17 protein-coding genes are annotated in these 21535 nt (G+C 48.4%); all 17 read right to left on the bottom strand.

Annotated elements, in window-relative coordinates; genetic code table 11:
- Positions 1-327 precede the first annotated feature (327 nt).
- Positions 328-1404 carry a class II fructose-bisphosphatase gene (gene glpX, locus AMS66_RS09525; protein ID WP_053780575.1) on the bottom strand — a complete coding sequence of 359 codons (1077 nt, stop codon included), beginning with the start codon at positions 1402-1404 and terminating at the stop codon, positions 328-330.
- A 676-nt stretch (positions 1405-2080) separates the two neighbouring features.
- Positions 2081-2626 carry an EVE domain-containing protein gene (locus tag AMS66_RS09520; RefSeq protein WP_236703302.1) on the bottom strand — a complete coding sequence of 182 codons (546 nt, stop codon included), beginning with the start codon at positions 2624-2626 and terminating at the stop codon, positions 2081-2083.
- A complete protein-coding gene (locus AMS66_RS09515; protein WP_053780574.1) occupies positions 2623-3189 on the bottom strand; it encodes a DinB family protein in 567 nt (188 codons plus the stop codon). Before AMS66_RS09515 ends, AMS66_RS09520 begins: the two co-directional genes overlap by 4 nt.
- A 66-nt stretch (positions 3190-3255) precedes the next feature.
- Positions 3256-4203 (bottom strand): helix-turn-helix transcriptional regulator, encoded by a 948-nt coding sequence (locus AMS66_RS09510; RefSeq protein ID WP_053780573.1) that lies wholly within the window; start codon positions 4201-4203, stop codon positions 3256-3258.
- A gap of 250 nt (positions 4204-4453) precedes the next feature.
- Positions 4454-4957, bottom strand: coding sequence for a (2Fe-2S)-binding protein (locus AMS66_RS09505; protein ID WP_053780572.1), 504 nt, complete (start codon positions 4955-4957; stop codon positions 4454-4456).
- On the bottom strand, positions 4954-7296 hold the full coding sequence (gene pucD / locus AMS66_RS09500; protein ID WP_053780571.1) for a xanthine dehydrogenase subunit D: 2343 nt from the start codon (positions 7294-7296) through the stop codon (positions 4954-4956). Before pucD ends, AMS66_RS09505 begins: the two co-directional genes overlap by 4 nt.
- A gap of 134 nt (positions 7297-7430) precedes the next feature.
- Positions 7431-8339, bottom strand: coding sequence for an FAD binding domain-containing protein (locus AMS66_RS09495; protein ID WP_160319678.1), 909 nt, complete (start codon positions 8337-8339; stop codon positions 7431-7433).
- Positions 8340-8653: 314 nt separating this feature from the next.
- Positions 8654-9298 (bottom strand): nucleotidyltransferase family protein, encoded by a 645-nt coding sequence (locus AMS66_RS09490; RefSeq protein WP_053780569.1) that lies wholly within the window; start codon positions 9296-9298, stop codon positions 8654-8656.
- The gene (locus tag AMS66_RS09485; protein ID WP_053780568.1) at positions 9264-10370 is read right to left on the bottom strand and encodes an XdhC family protein; all 1107 of its coding nucleotides are present in this window, start codon (positions 10368-10370) and stop codon (positions 9264-9266) included. Before AMS66_RS09485 ends, AMS66_RS09490 begins: the two co-directional genes overlap by 35 nt.
- Before the next feature lie 118 nt (positions 10371-10488).
- Positions 10489-11811, bottom strand: coding sequence for a 5'-deoxyadenosine deaminase (locus AMS66_RS09480; RefSeq protein WP_053780567.1), 1323 nt, complete (start codon positions 11809-11811; stop codon positions 10489-10491).
- A gap of 118 nt (positions 11812-11929) precedes the next feature.
- Positions 11930-13525, bottom strand: coding sequence for a gamma-glutamyltransferase (gene ggt, locus AMS66_RS09475; protein WP_053780566.1), 1596 nt, complete (start codon positions 13523-13525; stop codon positions 11930-11932).
- Positions 13519-14760: a pyridoxal-phosphate-dependent aminotransferase family protein gene (locus tag AMS66_RS09470; protein ID WP_053780565.1), complete on the bottom strand. Its 1242-nt coding sequence runs from the start codon at positions 14758-14760 to the stop codon at positions 13519-13521. The genes ggt and AMS66_RS09470 overlap by 7 nt, the downstream gene beginning before the upstream one ends.
- Before the next feature lie 6 nt (positions 14761-14766).
- Positions 14767-16074: a Zn-dependent hydrolase gene (locus AMS66_RS09465; RefSeq protein WP_053780564.1), complete on the bottom strand. Its 1308-nt coding sequence runs from the start codon at positions 16072-16074 to the stop codon at positions 14767-14769.
- A complete protein-coding gene (gene allB / locus AMS66_RS09460; RefSeq protein ID WP_144424458.1) occupies positions 16071-17477 on the bottom strand; it encodes an allantoinase AllB in 1407 nt (468 codons plus the stop codon). Before allB ends, AMS66_RS09465 begins: the two co-directional genes overlap by 4 nt.
- Positions 17478-17517: 40 nt before the next feature.
- Positions 17518-17898 carry a hydroxyisourate hydrolase gene (gene uraH, locus AMS66_RS09455; RefSeq protein ID WP_330219308.1) on the bottom strand — a complete coding sequence of 127 codons (381 nt, stop codon included), beginning with the start codon at positions 17896-17898 and terminating at the stop codon, positions 17518-17520.
- A complete protein-coding gene (pucL, locus tag AMS66_RS09450) occupies positions 17895-19400 on the bottom strand; it encodes a factor-independent urate hydroxylase (RefSeq protein WP_053780562.1) in 1506 nt (501 codons plus the stop codon). The genes uraH and pucL overlap by 4 nt, the downstream gene beginning before the upstream one ends.
- 290 nt (positions 19401-19690) lie before the next feature.
- Positions 19691-21313, bottom strand: coding sequence for a PucR family transcriptional regulator (locus tag AMS66_RS09445; protein ID WP_053780561.1), 1623 nt, complete (start codon positions 21311-21313; stop codon positions 19691-19693).
- Positions 21314-21535 lie beyond the last annotated feature (222 nt).

Here is a 21535-nt window from a genome sequence, read left to right as displayed (position 1 = left end):
TGTAGCTTCCGAAACACCGGCAAGATCAGCCACTTCTTTACGGGATGCCATGGATCTCACCTCCTTCATGTTTCCTGAACACATGCAAATCCGATGCAATGTATAAAAAATGATATTTATGTACGCGCGTACATCTTCTCATGTGTTGTAACCGTTGTCAATGCTTTTAACACAAAAAAAGATGAGGATTTGTGTAAACAAATTCCCCATCCTTTTCATGCTATATTTTTCTTGTAACTTGTCCCATATTGTCTGCCGATTTTCAGATGACTTCACATGGATTTATATCGAAAAGCAAAGCCCACAACAGTAGAGACCAAATTTAATTTAGGTCGTCACACCGTTACCAACAGATGATTGACTGAACTCAGCCTGTTCCAAAATGGTGACATGACTTTGAATGCGATCCGAAGGTTCAGGTGTCGATTGAAGTTGCCGCACTTTATGCAACACTTCCTTATTTGGAAGGAAATGCTGAGAACGGATGAAACGAATGGTTTTAGTTTTGGCACGCATGACAATGGAATCGGTCTCTGCCCGATCATCTGCGAGGTAACGCACACCGCCAAGAATCTCACCAGGGGTAACACCCGTTGCTGCAAAGATGACGTCCTCCGTGCCGATCATATCCTGCATCGTTAATACTTTGTAGGGGTTGTCGATCCCCATTTGCAAGCAGCGCTGGAATTCGTCTGCGTTCGCGGGCATCAGGCGACCTTGAATCTCACCGCCCAGGCAAGACAGTGCTGCCGCTGCAAGCACGCCTTCCGGCGCTCCACCTGATCCAACATACAGATCAATTCCCGCCTCCGGGAACGCAGGTGCCATCGCACCAGCAACGTCACCATCACTAAGGAACTTGATCCGCACCCCAACCTTGCGTAACGTTTTAATCGTGCCCTCATGTCGGACACGGTCCAGAATCATGACCGTCAGATCAGAAATGTTTTTGTTCAATGCTTCTGCGGCTTTCTCCAATGTCACCTCAACCGGATCTTCAATACTGACCTTGCCCACCAGAGCCGGCCCTACAGCCAGTTTCTCCATGTACATATCCGGTGCGTGGAGCAGGTTACCTTTTCCCGCCACTGCAATAACCGATAAAGCGTTGTTTAGCCCCTTGGCTACGATCTCTGTACCTTCCAAAGGATCTACAGCCACATCAACCTCGGGACCCTCAGCGTTGCCAACTTCCTCGCCGATATACAACATGGGTGCTTCATCCATTTCTCCCTCACCGATTACCACCGTGCCGCGAATGGACACGGAATCGAACATGGCGCGCATAGCCAAAGTAGCCGCCTCATCTGCACTATTCTTGTCGCCTCGCCCCATCCAGGGTGCTGAAGCTAACGCAGCCAATTCTGTTACTCGGACAATTTCCAACGCCAGTTCGCGTTCCATTTTTCCCACTTCCTTTCCAGTTTCCAAAAGCATACATTGAAAGCGGTACTAAATCCATCGCAAATCCATATGAGATTGATCTAAAACGGGCGTAATAGCCCGATTTTGGGAAATTAGCTAATTCTGTCCCACGTCGATAAATGAACACATTTACACACTTTTGAACATGCCATTTTATAGGTCTATTGCAACGCATAAATTGGGTTTGAAGAAGTCAATTCATCTTATATTTTTTGAAACTTCATATTCATCGCATTGAGAGTGTCGCTGGAACAGATTAGAGCGTTATATTTCACGTAACAATGTTTTTATGTGATTTGATTTACCTCTACATAGAAAAATATCATTTATTCTCATGTTCATCGAAAACGATTTATAAGAAGGGCGTTACAATCATCCTTCACTGCCAAAGGAACAAAATTGAAGGCGTTATAAGAGGGACATTTTCTTCAAAGATTCGAACTGAAAATTCACCTAAATCCACCTCTATCCGCCCCTTAGACATGGTTAGTAATATAGATACAGCTTATGGAGGTCATCGAAAATAATAAGTTTACATAATAAATATTACGTTTTTAAAAATTCTTTTTTTTATATTTCCCCTCAAAAGGTCTTTTTTTCCTCAGCTTTGTGCACCACATAAATATGATCTGACTTTTTGCCCAAACTTTGCAGGTTAGCAGGTTTCTATCTCAGCTCCCAACATAGCAACTGCAATTTTCAGAAAATCCTCTCTTTGAATCTGCAAATGCCCATATCTAAAATGATATCCCCAACGTGCCTGTCCCCGAGTAAGGATCAGTTGGTCCAGCAGATCAGCGATCTTCACCTGCTGACAAGGATAATACTGGACATTCCTCCGATATGGCACAAAGGAATCCGACATACGGTACGTGTACACCTGATTGTCTACTACACGTCCTATGGCGGTAAATGCTTGAAGCACCTTGCCCCCGTGCAAGCTTGTTCGAGGCGAATAATAGATCAGCCAGTCGCCTGCATTCATTCTACGCAGAGGTGCTGCCTTGCCGTGACAGAGCTGAGCAAAGCCACCTTCTACGCCTTTCTCCACATGAGAGGCGGACACAACGCTGATCCAGTAGTGGTTTCCTTTTCCAAATTCTGCCTCAACATCTAACTGAGGAGCCAAGAATTCACTCGTATGAATCTGCTTAATTTTTTTGCTGGTAGCCATCAAATCATGCTTTTCCTGTTCATTCATCTCTGGACCCGTTCTTCCCATGCCATCTTCAGACGCTCAAGCTGCAAAAAATGATGACGATAATGCATCTCGACCAATGCAAACCATTCCTCTGCATTCAAACCGCCGAAGCTTGGATGTGCCAACGTACATTCCTGTGTTGTTCCTTCCAGCAGCAATTCCATTCTCCGCATTTCATCACTTACCTCATTAAATCCTTGAATTATTGATTCTCTTCCATCCGGTTGAAGCGGAGTATACTCAGGAGAAGCAGGAACGCGGATACGTATCGGAGGAAAACTTGTTTGTGCAAAAACAGCTTCACCTGTTTCTGTTTTGCCCTGGTTTTTCTTCTTACCCGAGTCCTCGTCTGCACTTATACAAAGTCGAACATTGGCTAAATGCATTTTCATCGCAGACTGAATTAAATGCTGGTACATCTGGCCCACCGACCACTCAATATCACTGGGTTTGTAGCTTAATTGAGCATCGCTCATCAGCTCCAGTTCCTGCAAATAACGTTCCAGCGTCAGTTCAAAATTACGTCGAATCTCATCGTTGTTCCTTGTTATTGTCGTGTCCATACAAATACACAGCTCCTTCAATCAGTTATAAACCGATCATACACAAACACTACTGACAGCGTTATGTCAGTAGTGTTTAAGGAGATTGATTGCTTCCTCGCGAATACGGATTCTCAACGATTCAGGTTCCAAAACCAGAGCTGAGGCTCCCCAGCCAAGTATCCAGCGTAGTACATCTTCTGGTTGCCTTACACGAAAATCTGCGTATAATCCATCTGTTTGCAGTTCTGCTTTCTCCATGTAGTAATTATTCGCTTCAATCACCCTATCTGCAATTCGACCATGAAACCATACACGGACATGAACATCACGGTTGTCAGGTGGTGAGTAGCTATGAATATTAAAACCTGGAGGAAGATCGAATGGATCTGTACTAATCTCCAGATCACTCATGCGGGATATACGAAAATGGCGAATCTCCTGTCGCAAATCACATCGGGCAATCAGCATCCATGAGCCTTGCATCCAAAGCATCCCATAAGGGGAGGCCAAACGAATGGTCTTTTGCACGGTTTCATTAACAGTCCCAGGTTTATGGTAATGAAAGCGGATTTTGAGCTTATGCTGCATTGCCTTTCGGATGATTCCCATATGTTCGATTTCTCGCTCACGTGCATCACTGTCCGGTGAACGAAGTAAACGGATACCCTGTTGTATCTGTCCCACCTCTTCCCGAAGAGGCACGGGCAGGATTGCTTCAATTTTGGAACGGGACGTAAGGGATGTACTTTTGTAGTAGTTATCGAAGCGCTGTTCCACAAAATCAAGTCCGATGAGAAGTGTTACTGCTTCTTCAGCTGTGAAGCTGATCGGAGGCAAAAAGTATCCTTCCATAAGTGAATATCCTACTCCGGGTTCTCCCACCACAGGAACTCCTGCCTCACATAACGCCTGAATGTCTCTGTATATGGTTCGGACACTTGTTTCAAACAAGAGGGCTAAATCTTCCGCACGTTGAACCTTCCCCCGCTGCAGCTCAAGTACAATGGCCAGCATACGATCCGATTTGTTCACGAATCAACCCTCCTTGTGTAGTAATATCAATTACACCATCTTCATAGGACATCTATTATAAGTAACATATGGACAAATGAAAAGTATACTGATTAACAAGTCTTCACTATGCCCGTATCGACCCATTTTCGTAAGATGTTTCATTGAACAACAAAGACCAACCCTCAGAACATAGGTTGGTCTATAAAAACTCTTATTCTCTTATGATCATTGAAATTCAGAGAAAGCTCGGACCTCACTACTTCCATGATCATTGGGTAGAACCCGTCCTATCGTGCTCATCGATAACCTTGTTTACCGCTCGTAGTATTCCTCCATATCCGGTGCAGCGGCACAGGTTGCCGCATAATCCCATTTCGATCTGTTCATGACTGGGCTGCGGATTGCGGTCCAAGAGAGCCTTGGTGGAAATGACCATTCCGGGAGTACAATATCCGCATTGGAAACCGCCCTCCTCCACAAAAGCCTGTTGAATTGGATGTAACTCGCCTTCCTTTTTACCATGTAATCCTTCTATTGTTGTTATCTCGCTTCCAATACATTGATAAGCCATAACGAGACAGGAATTGACCGGCTCACCATCCATCAGCACCATACATGCACCGCAGCGGCCTACTTCGCAGGAAACTTTCGTTCCGGTCAGATTCAAATGCAAGCGCAGTACATCCACAAGGCGAGTTGTTTGGGCAATCTGCAATTGCTTCTCTTCCCCATTCACAACGGCTGTCCAGAAATGGCTTAATGGTTCAGTCATGATGAGCTGACTCCTTCCTGAAGCGAGATGTCCAGTGATTTAATTAATTGATCTCGCGGAACCGGCAAACGATTAACCCACACCCCTGTAGCTTGATGAATCGCAGCGGTTATGGCCGGAGCAAGCGCCACCGAACCTATCTCGCCAATCCCCCGCGGTCCAAACGGATCACCCTCTGGCAGATCTTCAATTGCCTCTATCTCCAGGTTCGTGTGTATATCTCGAATCGTCGGAATCAGGTAGGTGTCCAGATTGGATGTTATATAGCGGCTGTTTTGCATCACGGCGTCCTCGGTCAATGTAAAACCCAGAGCCATTACGCTCCCGCCTTCGATCTGTCCAATGAATCCCATTGGATTGATGACAGGGCCAGCAGCTACCACATGCCTCGTATCCAGCAATTTGGCTTCCCCGGTTAGCGTGTTTACCTCTACCTCTGCAGCTACTGCCGCATACGTATATAGATAATGCCCGCCAACAACATTATCCGGCGTGGTCGGATATTCAAATCGAGTATCAAAAATCCAGTCCTCCGCTTCTCCATGCTTCGCTAGATCTACGTAAGAAACAACAACTCTGGGATTAATCGTCGTATCACTCGATGTAACTTCTGGAGGAAGCTGTCCCTTGCGCCATACTCCCTCTATTCCAGTAATCAGTTCTTCAGTCGGAATTCCTGATAAGGCAGAGGTTACCGACAAGATTTTGGAACGAAACGGAACTTGTAGTCGCTGAAGAGCCATCCAGGCCATTGTCGTTGAACGCGAAGCGGTACTTGAACCACTGTGCGGCACTCGATCTGTATCTCCAATGATGATACTCAGATCGGATGTTGAGCACTGGAACAAATCGCAGAGCATCATTTCCAGTGTGGCAATAAGTCCCTGACCGAATTCTTCGTAACTAAATGCCACTTCAATCTTACCTGCGGCATTTAGGGATAGGCGGCCCCCCGCCGGATCGGGAATGCCATACCCCAGCCCTGCCCCGTGCATGGCGATGGCTGCACCAACACCACGTTTAATCCAGGGAGGCAGAGCAAGATCTGCCGAGGGATGTTGATGCTTTTGCCATTTTTGCCATAACTCCGAACGATCCATCGCCTCCCATACTTGCGACAGTCCATCCGTGACAAGAATCCGTTGATTCAACGGTCCAGGGTCGGTCTTTTCCCTCATGTTGCGTCTCCGAAACTCCCAGGGGTCCATATTCATAATCTCGGCTAGTCGATCCATCTGACCCTCCATTGCAAAGATCGCCTGATTGCCGCCAAATCCGCGAAACTCTCCCGACACTCCATTATTCGTATAAACCGAGACACCCTCCACATCTACATGGGGAATAGAATAAGGCCCGAGACAGTGTTCTGTGCAAAAATTCAGGACAGGCGCCCCCAGCGTGGCATATGCTCCTGTGTCTGCGGTAATGCGGACTCGGTGAGCCTGTATAGTGCCTTCACGGCTGATTCCAGTCTGCATTTCAATTTTCATCGGATGGCGCTTCAGGCCTGCACGTACGGATTCTTTGCGTGAATTGTGCATTTTCACAGGGCGGCCGGATTTTAAAGCAAGAAGTGCACCATAGGGCTGCACATTCAGCTCATCTTTCCCGCCAAAGGAACCGCCAATCGGAGACGAGACAACCCGGATATCCTCTTCGGAACATCCAATGATTCGGGCAAGCTGCATCCTGTCCTTGTAACCATGCTGTGTAGCCGCATAGACATGGAGTCTTCCACTTTCATCAGGAACAAATAAACCGCCTTCAGTCTCCATATAGACATGCATCTGACGAGGGGTATAATAGGTCTCACTCACCATATGTTCGCATGCAGCAAAGCCCTCATCTACATTCCCTCGCTTGATTTCGGTACGGTGCAGCACATTGCCGGGACCATGTTTATGGAGCTCTGGTGCATCGGGTGCCAAAGCAGCCTCTGGGCTGTCCAGCGGAGTCCATTCCTCATACTCTACCCGGATCGCATCCAGAGCGAGCGCTGCACGTTCCGGGGAATCCGCTGCAACCGCGGCAATGGCATCGCCGACATAACGAACGACATCCTCGCAAAATACAGGCTGATCCGGAGTTGCAATGCCAAAGAGGTTCATACCGGGCACATCTTTGGCGGTGAGTACGGCAAATACACCCTCCATGGCCTCTGCTCCGGTAATATCGATAGACAATATACGGGCATAAGGGTAAGAGCTTCGAAGGACCCTTCCATGGATCATATCAGGCAGCGTCATGTCTGTCAGATATTGAAGCTTTCCTGTTACTTTGCCCACCCCATCTGGCCGCAGATGCCAGCGTTTTCCACTACTATCCCGATTCAACAGCATGCTCACTCTCCCCTTTCTCCCTTCCGAAAGCTGTTAGACTCACGGTTTGCTTCTCCAAATTGGTTCTACAATAATCTCCGTTATGGTGTTAGAGCTCGATTTAACTTATATGGCAGAGTGACATTTGCTTTCTTCTATGAGCAAAGTGCTTCCCACAGTCCGGCACCAAGCATGTTACCTGCTGTCTGCTTACGGTACTGTTCTGTAGCGAATGCATCACGATAAGTTACGAATTCCGACACTACTGCAGCAGCCAGAGCTGAAGCCTGCACAATAGAAGCCTCGCTGCCAAGAAGCAACTTTTCCGATTCGGGAAGCCGCATGGCCATACCTGAACCTCCACCTGCAGCTATTGCGATCTTATTCCAGCGGCCATCTGTACCCACTTCTCCGTAAAATGCAATCGTCACCAGCGATGCTGTAAACGTCTCCCGCCGACCCAGCTTGCGGTAAAATGAAATTTCGTGTGCCGCAGATGTTCGCTCGCTATTGGCATCAGAGAAAGACGTATTTTTCATCGAAATATGAATACTGATCAACACCTCATTCGGGTTGCGACTACCGTCACGGCCACCATTCAACCAGGACGAAAGACTGCGCATCTCCATGCCGTTGTCTGTCATCCAATACAACTGTGCATCGTAGACTAGCAGTGCGGGTATGGAGTCACCGACTCCCGATACAATGTTTCCGCCAATCGTTGCCAAATTCCGAATAGAAGGAGCAGCGATGGCATTCATTGCGGACTGTACTAAGGGAAGCTGTTGCAGATGAACGTCTGTGGCACAATGACATAATCGCGTCAGTGCTCCTATGACCAGATCATCTCCATCCACATGTACGCCGCTCGCACCTGGAATACGAGCAAGGCTGATCATATGCTCAGGTACAGGAACAAGGCCACCTTCCCACTGAGTACGCAATAACGTGGCCCCTGCTGCATAACAATACTTTCCGGACAGCTCACTCTTTAAAGCTTGAAGTTCATCCAGATTATCGGGCTGCCAAACTGTTGGCTGCGCTCCAGATCCATATGCCGGCATGACCATCCTCCCATCTCCCTTCTCTACCTGGAATCTGTCTGCGGGGTGTTGGATATGAACGAATGATCCAAATAATTCTTCAAATCATATGGGACTGCAACCATAAGGTCAATTATCTTCACATCATTTTGGATAATTGCATAGATAGACTCTTTGATTTGTGCCTGATGCATTGTTTACTGTGATAAGCTAACACAAGCCAGTTTATAACTAACCAAATAAAAACAATAAAGAGGCCAACCAGATGGTCTGGCAGACCTCATTACTTCAAGAAATAATGCACAAGGTATTGCTCCTTCTGCCGTGATCTTCGTTCATCTTATGCCATTCACATAATCCAAAACGCGCTCCAGCTCTGTTTCGGTATCTGCATCCCAAAAGCTAAAATCAGACAACGATACATGCGTGCCCGCATATTTGGCATTACGCATGATTTTTCGCGCTCCTTCATCTCCGCTGAGTGACAAAAGTGGCCCTAGCATATGCTCACGAAAGGCTGCCGGAGGCTTGCCTCCAACGCCATCCGTAGCAGCTGCATAATCGCACAATTTGTTGGCGGCTAACGACTCAGCAACTCTGTTAATATCTTGTGCCTGTAATAGGGGCTGATCTGCCAAAATTATCATCACACCTTCTGGCCTGTATGCCATTGCAGACAGAATGCCACAGTGAAGGGACATCGCCATACCGTATGCATAATCGGTACAGACTGCAATCTGAAGCCTCGTCCCCGGATCTGGAGTACGGCTATATGAAGCTGCATTGAGCCATATGGAGGGGATCCACGCCAATGAATCCTCAGGTTTGACTACACAGATGACTTTCTCCAAATCAGAATTCAAAGCAGCTTCCAAGGTCCATGCAGCCAAACATCTTCCATCAGGCATGACGATAGACAGTTTGTCCCGCCCCATTCGGCTGCTCTTACCCGCTGCCAGCACGATGCCCGTCAGTCGCATGTACAATCCCCCTCTGTACGTTGCGATGCTCTGCGGCAGCAGCCGCACGTTTACAGGCAATAAGTTCTGCTGCGATACTGATTGCAATCTCTTCCGGCCCATCGGCACCAATGGTCAAGCCTACGGGTGAATGCAAATGTTTTAGTGGAGGGAGATCGTTCAGCAAAAGTGCTGTCCGCGTTCTGGAGCCCATAATGCCAAGATATGCATAATTCCGATGCTCAAGTAATTCAAGAATCTCCCGTTCTCTCGGAAATTGATGACTCATCAATACGATATAGTCCCTACTTTGGATATCCAGTACAGGGACGACCTCACGAGGGAAACCGCAGACAAGCTCAACCCCCGGAAATCGTTCAGCAGTACACAAGGTTTCTCGCCAATCTGCTACAACCACACGAAATCCTGCTGATTTACCCAGACGGACCACAGGAATCACGTCATTCCCGGCTCCAACTATAATTAGACGGGGCTTGGGCGCATATTTCGTAGAGATCTGTAAAGGGATATCCCAACGACTAATTTCAGATAAACTCACTCTCTGAGAATAATTCTCTTCAGCCTCAGACGTGACCACATCGGATTCAGACGAAAGAATAGTGACCAAAGAGAGGCGTGATAATGTATGACTTTCTGCATTCTCAGCAAGCTGGACACCATAATAAATCCGGGTATATTGATTGTAGAATGAACGGGTTAACTCCACAGCTGATCCAGATTGAAAATACGTAAGCATATGGGACAAGATCGACCTGAGTTCACCCCATACCGGCTCAAGTAGCACAATGATTAACCCGCCGCAGCCAATCGTCTCCCCCCAGGACAGATCATCTTCGGGACGCATATCGTACTCCACGAATTCCAACTGCTGCGAATCCAGCACACGGTCCACCCTGGCCTGTAGATCACTCTCCAGGCAACCCGGACTGATACTGCCATACATTGTACCTTCTTCGGTCAAAAGCATAGAGACTCCCTGCTTACGGTAAGCATGACCTTCTACCTTAACCGCTGTTGCGAGTACACAGCGCGGTTCCCGCGCTGCAATTGCACACAGATCATGCATTTCCATAAATGTCTCCATCCTTTCAGGGATTAGGATCCGAAGAGATGAATCGGACCTCGTGTGAGGCTGAATATCACACTTTGCTCAGAATTTGCCCGTATGAGCTTCATCCGGTTGAATCCGATTAGATGCGTTTCATCAATCTCGCAATACTTTTATCCGATTCACGAAGCACGATGCCACGATCAATCGTTTGAATCTTCCGGTTTTGGAGCACAATGCTTCCATCAATAATAACGGTATCCACACAACTGCGAGTTGCGGAGTAGACTACACGGGAGTACACATCGGTCTCATAGGATGGGTACGTATGGAAATCATCCAGATCTAGCAGAAGCAAATCTGCCTTTTTACCTACTTCCAGACTGCCGATCTCCTTGGACATGCCGAGCACTTCTGCTCCACCCATCGTCGCCATGCGCAGCACCGTCCGGGCATCCATCACCGTTGGGCCATGAGGCACCTTTTGAATAAGCGCGGTCAGGCGCATTTCCTGGAACATATCCAAGTTGTTGTTGCACGGCGCACCATCGGCACCTATTCCTACCGCAATCTGGCGATTCAACAGATCAGGAATATCTGCTATACCAGAGGAGAGTTTCATATTCGATCCAGGACAGTGAGTGACTTTTACGCCGCGTTTACGAATTATCTCTTTCTCTTCCTCGCTCAGCCACACACAATGGGCAAGCACCAGTCTTGGGGTAGCCAGGCCGATATGATCCAGATAAACGATGTTACGCATGCCGCGTTCGTGTTCAACCAGTTCGATCTCGCCACGATTTTCGGAGGCGTGGGTGTGCACTTTCACATGGTACTTATTCGACAGGTCACGTACCTCAACCAATAATTCCTCGGTACACGAGACGACGAAGCGTGGACAAAACGCATACTGAATGCGGCCGCCGCCGAATCCATTCCATTTCTCCAGCAAATCGACACTTTGTTGCAGCGAGGTAGCCGTATTTTCACGCAGCGGTTCAGGAACTTCATCGCCGTGGTCCATCATCACTTTGCCGGAAATCACCCGAATGCCGCTTTGTGCCATCGCCTGAAAAGCCGAATCGGTATGATGCACCGTCTCCATATCCAAAATGGTCGTTGTACCGCTGGAGATCAATTCGCCCAGGCCGAGCATCGCCGAGTAATAGACAGATTCCTCATCATGCGCTGCCTCAAGCGGCCAGATGCGTTGACGAAGCCAATCCATCAGTTCCAGGTCGTCCGCACGTCCGCGAAACAAGGTCTGACACAGATGAATATGCGTCTGGATAAAACCTGGTAGCAGCACTTTGCCTTGAGCATCAATGACCTGATCTGCCTGAACATCGATATGCTCAGCAATCTCTTTGATTTTGTTATCCTCAATCAGCAGATCTCCCGTAAATACATCCTCTTCTGCATTCATTGTGACGAGCTGTGCGCCTTTCAGCAGGATCGTTCCCATGATAATCTCCCCTATCCGTATCTATCTGCGTATATTTTATTATTTCGATGATCCTGGCCATGATCCTGCGCCTTGAAGTCACACTTAGGATCTGTGCATGACGTCTACACAAATTACGCTACCACCCGATAGCCATGCCATCTCCCCTCGGGTCTGCTGCGCCGCTGATCATGCCGTCTTCACGGATGACGATCCCTTGTGACTGCCCCATAATTCCATCCCACGGCGCTCTGGCTTCGACGTTATGCCCCCATTGGGCAAGTGAGTCACATACGTCGTCATGATAGCGGTTCTCCACTCGCATCGTGTCGCCTTCCTCGCCCCAGGTACGCCCGTACACCCAACGCGGCAGTCCGATGGCTTCCTGAATGTTCAGACCATAATCTAACACGCCCGTAAGAACCGATAACTGTGTCTGGGGCTGGCCCTCACCACCTTGTGTGCCAACGAGCATATAAGGTTTTCCGTTACGAGTGACAAGTCCCGGCATTAGGGTGTGGAATGAGCGTTTATTCGGTTCCAATACATTGGCGTCTTTTGGTTCAAGCGAGAAAAAGGACCCACGGTTCTGCATAATCACCCCAGTATCCCCAGGCACATAAGCAGCGCCAAAATCAAAGTACAGGCTCTGAATAAACGAAACGGCATTACCTTCATTGTCCACAACCGCGGCATATGCCGTATCCTGACCCATCGTCTTGGACAGAAAAGGCTGTGCTACAGGTGGTGCGGACTGAATCTCGTTCCACAATGCATCTCCATAAACCTTGGATAACAGATCCTTCAACGGAATATCCCTGAACTCCGGGTCTGTGAGATAACGATCACGATCACGAAAAGCCTTTTTGACCACTTCAGCCATCAGGTGATAAAACTCGGGGGAGGTACGTGCCACGGAAGATAGATCAATATGTTCCAGCATATTCAACATCATCAGCATCGAGAAGCCCTGTGAATTGGGTGGCATCTGATGTACTTCATACCCACGGTAATCGGTACTGATCGGCTTTACCCACTCCCCCTTGTGACCCGCAAAGTCTCCTGGGGCAAGCATGCCCCCATCCTCACGAATAGCCGAAGTTAGCTGCTCCGCCAGTTCCCCGGTATAAAAAACATCGCGTCCACCTGCCTGAATCAGGCGAATGGAGGAGGCCAGCTCAGGCTGCAAGAGCAGTTCGCCTTCCTGCAAAAGTGTACCCAAAGGGGCAAATACCGCTCGCAGCGGTGTATGCCCCATAATGAAATCCTCATCACGTTCCAGCCACAGGCGCAGATTTCGGGATACAGGGCATCCCTTTTCCGCATATTGCGCAGCTGGTTCAAGTAACTGCTCCCACTTCAACTTTCCGTAGCGGGACCAGACCTCCCACCACGCGTCCACCATTCCTGGAACGGTAATGGCACTGAGCACACCCCGCTGAGGAATAGTATTCATCCCCATCGCCTTGAATGTGTCGGCATGAATGCCTGATGCTGAACGACCGCTTCCGTTGTAGGCCGTTATGTCGCCACTTGCTCCATCGTGAATCAGAAAGAACGCATCTCCGCCAAGTCCTGTCATGTGCGGGTACACTACACCCAATGCAGCACTTACAGCAATAGCAGCATCATAAGCGTTACCCCCCTGCTGAAGGATTAAGCTGCCCACCGCGCTCGCCAAATAATGCGGGGAGGTAACCATCACCTCCCTGGATATCGGCATCTGGTTCAACATAAGACGCCCTCCTTCCCGGCATAAACATCCAGCGCTGCCTGCACCGCCTCCCCAGCTGGCAAGGCGTGGCGATGACGCAAAAGTACAGCTTCCAGTGCACCTAGCACATGAAGTACATTTTTGCGCTGGCAGCTAAATCCCATCGTCCCAATACGCCAAATCTTGCCTTTCAGTGGTCCGAATGAGCTGGCAATCTCAATACTGAAATCGTTCAGAAGCATGTTTCGTACCGATTCGCCGTCCATGCCATCCGGAATTTCGATACAAGTGACCATAGGAAGTTTACTGGACATCTCTCCATACAATTTAAGTCCCATGCCTTGAATCCCTGCAACCAACGCTCGTTCATTGATCCGATGTCTCTGGAAACGAGCCTCCAACCCTTCCTGAAGCAGAATACGCAACCCTTCGTAAAGTCCGTAAAGCATGGAGGTGGCTTCCGTATGATGGTTCAATCGTGCTGAGCTCCAGTAATCCTGCAATTGGCTCAGGTCAAAATAGTTACTGGCAATCGTGCTACCTTCAGCCCGAGCACTAGTTGCATCACGCAGTCCGCGCTCCACCGTTTTACGGCTCATAAGTTTCTTCTCCACACGGCTGTTATACGTTAACGGCGCCATCCCGGATGGAACGGACAAACACTTCTGAGTGCCGCCCATTACCGCATCCAGATGCCAGGCATCTGTCTCGACCGGTGTACCGCCAATGGTAGCAACTGCATCTACAACGAGTAAAATATCGAGTTCACGACAGGCTTTTCCAATCTCGGCGAGAGGCTGCATTTGCCCGGTTGATGTCTCGCCATGAACCATCGCGACCAGACCTGGCTTATGTGCATGGATCGCCTTAATTACCTCTTCCGGATCAAATACCTTTCCCCATTCTGTTTCAAAAAAAATAACTTCGGCACCACAGCGTTCCGATATTTCCACAAGCAAATGCCCGAAGCGTCCATAGATCGGGACCAGCACCTTGTTCCCCGGCTGGATCAGACTGACCAGCACGGCTTCAATCCCTGAGCGGGATGTACCATCTACTGGATAACACCACTCATTATCTGTCATGTATAGTTCACGCAGCATCGCCATCGTCTCATTCATCAGGGAAGTGAACTCCGGATCAAACTGCCCCAGGATCGGGAAGGATAATGCCCTCAGAACTCTTGGGTCGACTTCAACTGGCCCCGGTGTCATGATCGTCCGCAAGGAAGGGGACAATTCTTTATAGTTGGACATCTTCACTCAACTCCCGTAACCGTATTTATAGAGTAGCTGCACCAGGACCCGGAAGCCTTTCATCAGGTCCTCTTCAGCTGTATATTCAAGGGGATTATGGCTAATGCCATCTTGGCTGGGCACAAAGACCATCGATGTTGGGCAAGCCGGCTGAAAGATCTGCGAATCATGTCCTGCGCCACTTGGCATGTGTATATAGGACAGTTGCTCCACTTCACAGATAGTACGAATGTCTGTAGTCATCTGTTCGTTCATCGGAACAGGCGTGACTGACAAGTGTTCTTCCCAGTTCAGTCCAAGCTGTTGCTCGGCTGCGATGCGGCTAAATGCCTGAAGCATATCCTGCCAGCATCGGTCAATGCTCTCTTGCCTGATATGCCGGATATCCAGTGAGAATACGGCTCGTGAAGCAACAACGTTGCCAAAGCCCGGTTCTGCGATTACTCGTCCCACGGTGGCTACAAGCGGTTCTCCTGCTTCGAGCGCAATACTTCTTACAGCTGTAATCATCTCGGCTGCGCCCGCAAGTGCATCCTTGCGCCAGAGCATTGGTGTAGTTCCGGCATGATTGGCCTCACCACTTACTGTAATGCTAAAGCGTTTCTGACCTACAATATCCGATACAATACCAATCGAATGGCCCAATCGTTCAAGGACTTGGCCTTGCTCAATGTGAAGTTCTAAAAAGGCACCGTACGTGTGAGAAGCCGTTCTATAACAACTATCTGGTCCAAAGCCTGCATCACGCATCGCCTGTGCAAAGGTTATGCCCTCTTGATCCTTCAAATGTTGGATATCTTCCAGAACGGAGACGCCCGTTATACTTCGTGACCCCCAATAAGCGAAGGGGAATCGGCTACCTTCTTCTTCACAGAGCGAGACCACCTGAAGTGTTCGTTTCGGGGCCCCGAAATGGTTTTGCAGATACTCCAGTGCAAGCACTCCCGCAGCTACGCCATAAGCACCATCATACTTTCCACCATGTACAACGGTATCGATATGTGATCCTGTAACAATCGGCGCTTCTTCCATTCCCTCTTCTGCTTCTGAACCCTTAACGTGCAATGTTCCATACAGGTTGCCCGATTGATCAAATTCAGTGGTCAACCCTTTTTCCTGCATTTTTGCCGCGAGCGCATACTGTGCCTCACACCATGCTTGGTCATACAATAAGCGTGTCACACCTCCCTGAGGATCAGCGCCGTATGCGGACAACCAGTCAAGCATGCCTTGCAGCTGCACCTGCTCCAATTGCGGCAAAGGCTGGATGGGATATTCCGTACCAGACGATGCGCGTACTTTAAAGTCCGTCATGATATCCCCTCCGTTCCTTCAATACCAACTGGAACAGATGAGTTAGCACGGATAAACCGTCCTACAGGTTCATCAGATAATCCTGTATTTGAACTGTATACTCGCGCCCCCCGGCAGAACACATCTGCAATGCTGGAAGAAAACGTGCGTCCCACATAAGGACTCTGTTTATGTGTGTAGAGCAGGTCATCCGTATTCAGGGTGGTACTCTTCTCCCAATCAATCAGGACCAGATCTGCATCCTTGCCGATGGATATTTCACCTTTACTCTCCAGCCCAAGCCTTCGGGCAGGTTGCAGAGCCAAAACTCTTCCGAGCAACGAAAGGGCTATATTTCGCTGGAGATACCCTTCCTCCAACATAAGCAGCAGCGTGCTTTGCGCCCCGGAGATGCCACCCCAGATTTCGAAGAAATTATCTGATTGTTTCATCGATGGCGGACAGGGAGAATGGTCGGATGCAATAACATCTATCAGGCCTGCTGCAAGCGCATCCCATAACTGATCTTGCTCAGCCTGACTCCGCAATGGTGGCGCACATTTGGCTACAGCACCCAACCGAACAACATCCTCCTCTGTCAGACTCAGGTAATGCGGGCATGTTTCAGAAGTTACATCTAGTCCGCGCCGCTTCGCCTCTGCAATCAGATCAAGCGCTTTCCGTGTACTGATATGAACAAAATGCAGTGCACATCCGGTCTGCTCTCCATATTGCAGCGCTCGGGATACCGCTCGAACTTCTGCTTCTGCTGGACGAGATTGCACGTAATCCATCGGGCCGGTTCGTCCAGCTGCAATACTCCCGGTCCCAAGTTCAGCAACCATCGCCTCATCTTCGGCATGAAGCGCCAACACGCGGTTTAGCTCTGCAATTTCGTACATGCCCTTCAAAAGTGTGTCCTCATCGGCTCTGGCGAAGATGTCTTCCCCTTCTCCGCCGGGTTCGGACATAAATGCCTTGAATCCGGCCGCCCCCATAGCAGCCAAAGGCGTAAGCTCGGCCTGATTGCCGGGGACAAGCCCTCCCCAGAACGCATAATCAACATAGGATTGACCGTCGGCTGCTTTCATTTTCAACTCCCACGCCTCCGGTCTAATCGTTGGGGGGACACCATTGAGCGGCATATCGACATACGTCGTAATACCGCCAGCAGCCAGCGATGCTGATCCCGACTTGAATCCCTCCCAGCTCGCGAGTCCAGGCTCATTGAAATGAACATGAATGTCCACCGCTCCTGGCATTACGGTAAGGCCATTGGCTTCTATCATTTCAGTGTCTTCATCACCCACAAGCTGTGGGGACAAAGCGGTTATTTTTTCACCTGTAATTCCAATATCCAGTTCTTCCACGCTATCTCTTAATACAACCCGGGCCCCCCGGATAATCATATCTAACCTTGTCATATGGATGACCCTCCCCTGATGAGAACTGGATTCGTACACTTCAGCTTCCCCGGTATGTACTGTAACCTCCTGGTGCAATCAATAAAGGAATGTGGTAGTGGCTTGCAGCATCGGATACGGCAAAACGAATCGGTACAACTGTCCATAACGCCTGCCCTAGTTCCTCAAGAGATTGCTGTGCGTAATAATCCTCAACGTTGAATTGAAGCTCATATACCGCCTGTTCAAGCCTCCCACTGTCCAGCAATGGGGCATCCAGACGCCCATCGCCATTAGTCACCGATTCAGCAACTTTCATTTTGGTTTCCTTCTCGCCATCCCTGTGCAGTGCATACAGTTCAATTCGCACACCTGCAGCCGGAACGCCTTTGGAAGTATCCAACACATGCGTAGTGATCCGCCCTCCATCCACCGACATCATGCCTCCCCTTCTTTCTTAGAGCCACCGTTGTCTGCCCCTAGATCGTCCCTTGTCATCGAGAAGCCTTGGAATCCATAAGGCGGTCTGGGCTCTGTAAATACTTTGCCTTCTCCTTCTTTCACTTCCTCCAGCACCGTCTCCCATGTCCGATTGTTGGATTCGAATGAAACCTCACTGAGCTGTCCAAATCGACGCAAGAGCCTTAATCCAACTTGATAAATCAGATGCTGAATGGATGCCGAATGACATGCATGAAATACTGCAGCAGCTACATCTCTTACCTGCTCCGCCGCTACATAACGCCCGTGCTGATCATCCATACCATCTCTCGGATCTTCATAACGCCAATGGATATTCAGGAAAATGAATAGTGGACGGTCCCACGTCTCTGGTAAGGTCGTATACTCATCCTTGACAAAACCGGTAAATTCGCTGCCCTTGACCTTAATCAGTCTGATATCTGCAACACCACTGAAATGATTGCTCAGCTCAACCTGACTTCCTTTTCGCTGCGCTTCAATGGCAGCCGTCGCTCGATCATTCTGGGAATATCGGAATACCAGCTCGCTTGCGCGAAGGCTTCCCTCTCTGCGAACTGGCACATCTTCAAAAGGAATCTGATCTGCCGACATCTGAACTTTGCTCATCTGTGGATATGTCTCCAGAAAACGTCGGCTGACATAAGCGAGAAAGCCCTCCACCGTAGCTCCACTATAATCCGCAGCATGTGTTAGGATGAAATTCTTCATTGAATCCGTTGCAACGACGAGGGAATTATCTCCTTCGATAAAAGAAGGCAGAAATTCATCGCCTTGCACGGCTACTTTAATGTTCAATCCGAACAGGATATTATTGCGTCCGGTAAATGGAGATTCCGGGATAGACTGGATGCCCGTCAACGGTTTGACGTATGAACGGTACATCCATACATCTCCTTTGCCGTAGTACATCGTCCGCTGCTTTACTTCGGCTGGTTTAAAATCAAATTCATGTTCATGACCAATCTGTACCAGCCACTGCTCCAAACGAATAGAAGCAATCTTGAATACTTCCTTCAGAGCGGTCTGGAATTCTTCCTCCCTTCCTCTCCGATTGCGGTTCCGCATGGATTCCAGGATAGACTGCGCTGTGTGACCTTTCACGGCCAATATAAAAGGAAAGCCGAATTGGCTTGTATATTCTTTGTTTAACTTACTAAGTTCGTTATATTGATCCGGCGAGAGTGAACTAAGCCCCGCACCAGCCTGTTCTTGCACGGAATTGCTGCTCATGCTGATTCGTGCCCCGAGATCCGGGTGATTGCAAAGCAGCTGCAACTTCACCTTTTCATCGGATGTCTGAACCACGTTCTTCATCACATTTATCATGTGTTCAAAAGAGTCAAACGGCCGTGAAGGCCAGGAATGCTCCGCTACCCAGGGTGAATCTTCGAATAGTCCGCCAAACGTATGCACGAAATGTGTGATAGACCAGCTGTTAACGAGTTTTATTAAGTCGCCCATGTTAGAACCTCCGGTCTTCTGTAGATTGTTGTTCTTCATTTTAAGTGTCGCTCTACACTGCAGCAACAATAATTACGCAATTTTGTAATATAACATAACATCAGATATATGATTTGTTTGCAATGCACGGGATTTGATTATTCAAATGCTATAAAAACCGAAAAAACCGCACTTCCTCAAGGGAAATACGGTTTTATCTGACATGCCTGCTTCATTGTTCTGCTGCACAACACTTTTTCAAAATAATGATTATCTTCATAAAAGGATATACGTATAAGCCCATCTTTAGATTAATGATGCTGTGCCTGGGGTCTTGCTGATGTTTTGTCCCGCACAAACTTGCGGAAGGTGAACACCAGTTTTAATTTCAGCAAATCATTGGTCTTCTTAAAGTCCATTTGCAGCAAACTTCCGACCTTCTCCATCCGATAGGTGACGGTGTTCCGATGCACAAAAAGTTGCTTGGCAGCTTCGTTAATGAGTCCATCATTCTCGATAAAAGATTCCAACGTATTCATCAGCACCTGATTGGGATCGCCATCCCTGGCCAGTAATGGTTCAAGTACTTTATTGCAGTAATTCTCCATGATGTTATCCGGTACATGTTGGAATACATAGGCGAATTCCAGCATCTCAAACTGGAGAGCCCGATCCTTCATACCGAATCGACGTGCCAGTTGACGGGTATCCAGACATTCCTGATAGGCTTCGCGCAACGACTTCGGCTCCTGTTTCATTTTGCTGATCCAGAATCGTGGTGCGGATTCTCCATTGGCTTCCTGTGCAGCAAGGACATCACCGAACCGACTCAGCAGAAAAGCTGATAATTCCTCACCGTAATCCCGCCCCGTTGGACAGGTATAGATGGACAATATGCCATCTTCGATCTGAAAATGCTGTGAGGCCGTGAATTGCATAAGCGGATTGTACTGCAACTCACGGTGGATCTGCTTCAGCAGCTTCCCTTCTGCAAAAACAGACGGTTCGAGCGTTATCAACACGCATTGATAGGTCCCCTGGAACAGGTGAACACCTTTATTCTCGCTAAGTCTCGTTAGTTCATCTACTGTCATTTTGTTATCCAGATACTGGCTTAGCAATGTACGCATCTCATCCTGCACGGTCGGGTTAATGTGTTCCCGATAGGTCATATCCATATAGAATGCCAGGACATCCGCAGCCTGCTGGAATAGTTCTTCTTCCGCTCTAAGTGACAGCGCCGAGTCTGTAAACACGAGCAAAAATCCGTATTCTTCATCATTCTGCTTAATGGGCACCCGGTGGCAACTTCCCTGATTCCATTTCACCCGGTGCATGACGGATTTCCAGGGCCAGCCCTGTACTACCGAGTCTCCGGCAATGCCATCGCTGCCGTAGAGCACATGTCCGCGGGATCCAATAACTGCAAGCGGGCAATTCAGTACGGTGGCAAGTTCGGCAAATACATTCCGATGCTGTTGTTGTTGCAATGCAAATTGCATCAATTTTTTCTGTTTCTGCATAACCTCGTGCAATAACCGGTTGCTGCGTTCATGTTCAGCCTTGAATAACGCATTCATCTGATCGGAAAATGTGAACTGAAACGGAAGTTCAAGCAGCGGCAACCGTAGCCGATCCGCTTCTTCAATAATCCCTTGGGGAATGGACTGCCAGAAGCGGCCCAATTTAATGCCAAGTCCGGCACAGCCGCGTTCATTCAGGCGGCGCATTAAACGCAGTGCATCTGTCTCATTGTCTTTCATAATAAACGCGGTTGTGAACAGCAGTTCTCCTGATTTAATCCAATCCGCTATATCTGGAGCGTCCATGACGTTAACGGATTTCATCATCCGTGAAGTCCCTTCCCCACCTGCAACCAGTCTGGCCTCAGACAACGGATATACCTGTAAAGCCTCTTTGACCGTAAGCTGCATGGACATTACCTCCCATATATATAACGCATAAATCGGTTTTTATCCTTAAAACGGACGTGAATAAAGGTTATATACTTAATTATGCCCATATTTTTGAAAATCACCTTTATTGTTGTTAAGTATTATAACATCAATTTTGATTGAATAGCTTACATGAGAAAAAAAATAAAACCCATGACACGATTGCAGCAATCTAAAGTGTACCCTTTGTAAAGGACATTT

Origin of the sequence: Paenibacillus xylanivorans, from assembly GCF_001280595.1 — a bacterium.
GTDB lineage: Bacteria > Bacillota > Bacilli > Paenibacillales > Paenibacillaceae > Paenibacillus > Paenibacillus xylanivorans.
The sequence above is the reverse complement of the archived record's forward strand: the minus strand, read 5'-3'. Positions and strand labels throughout refer to the sequence as shown.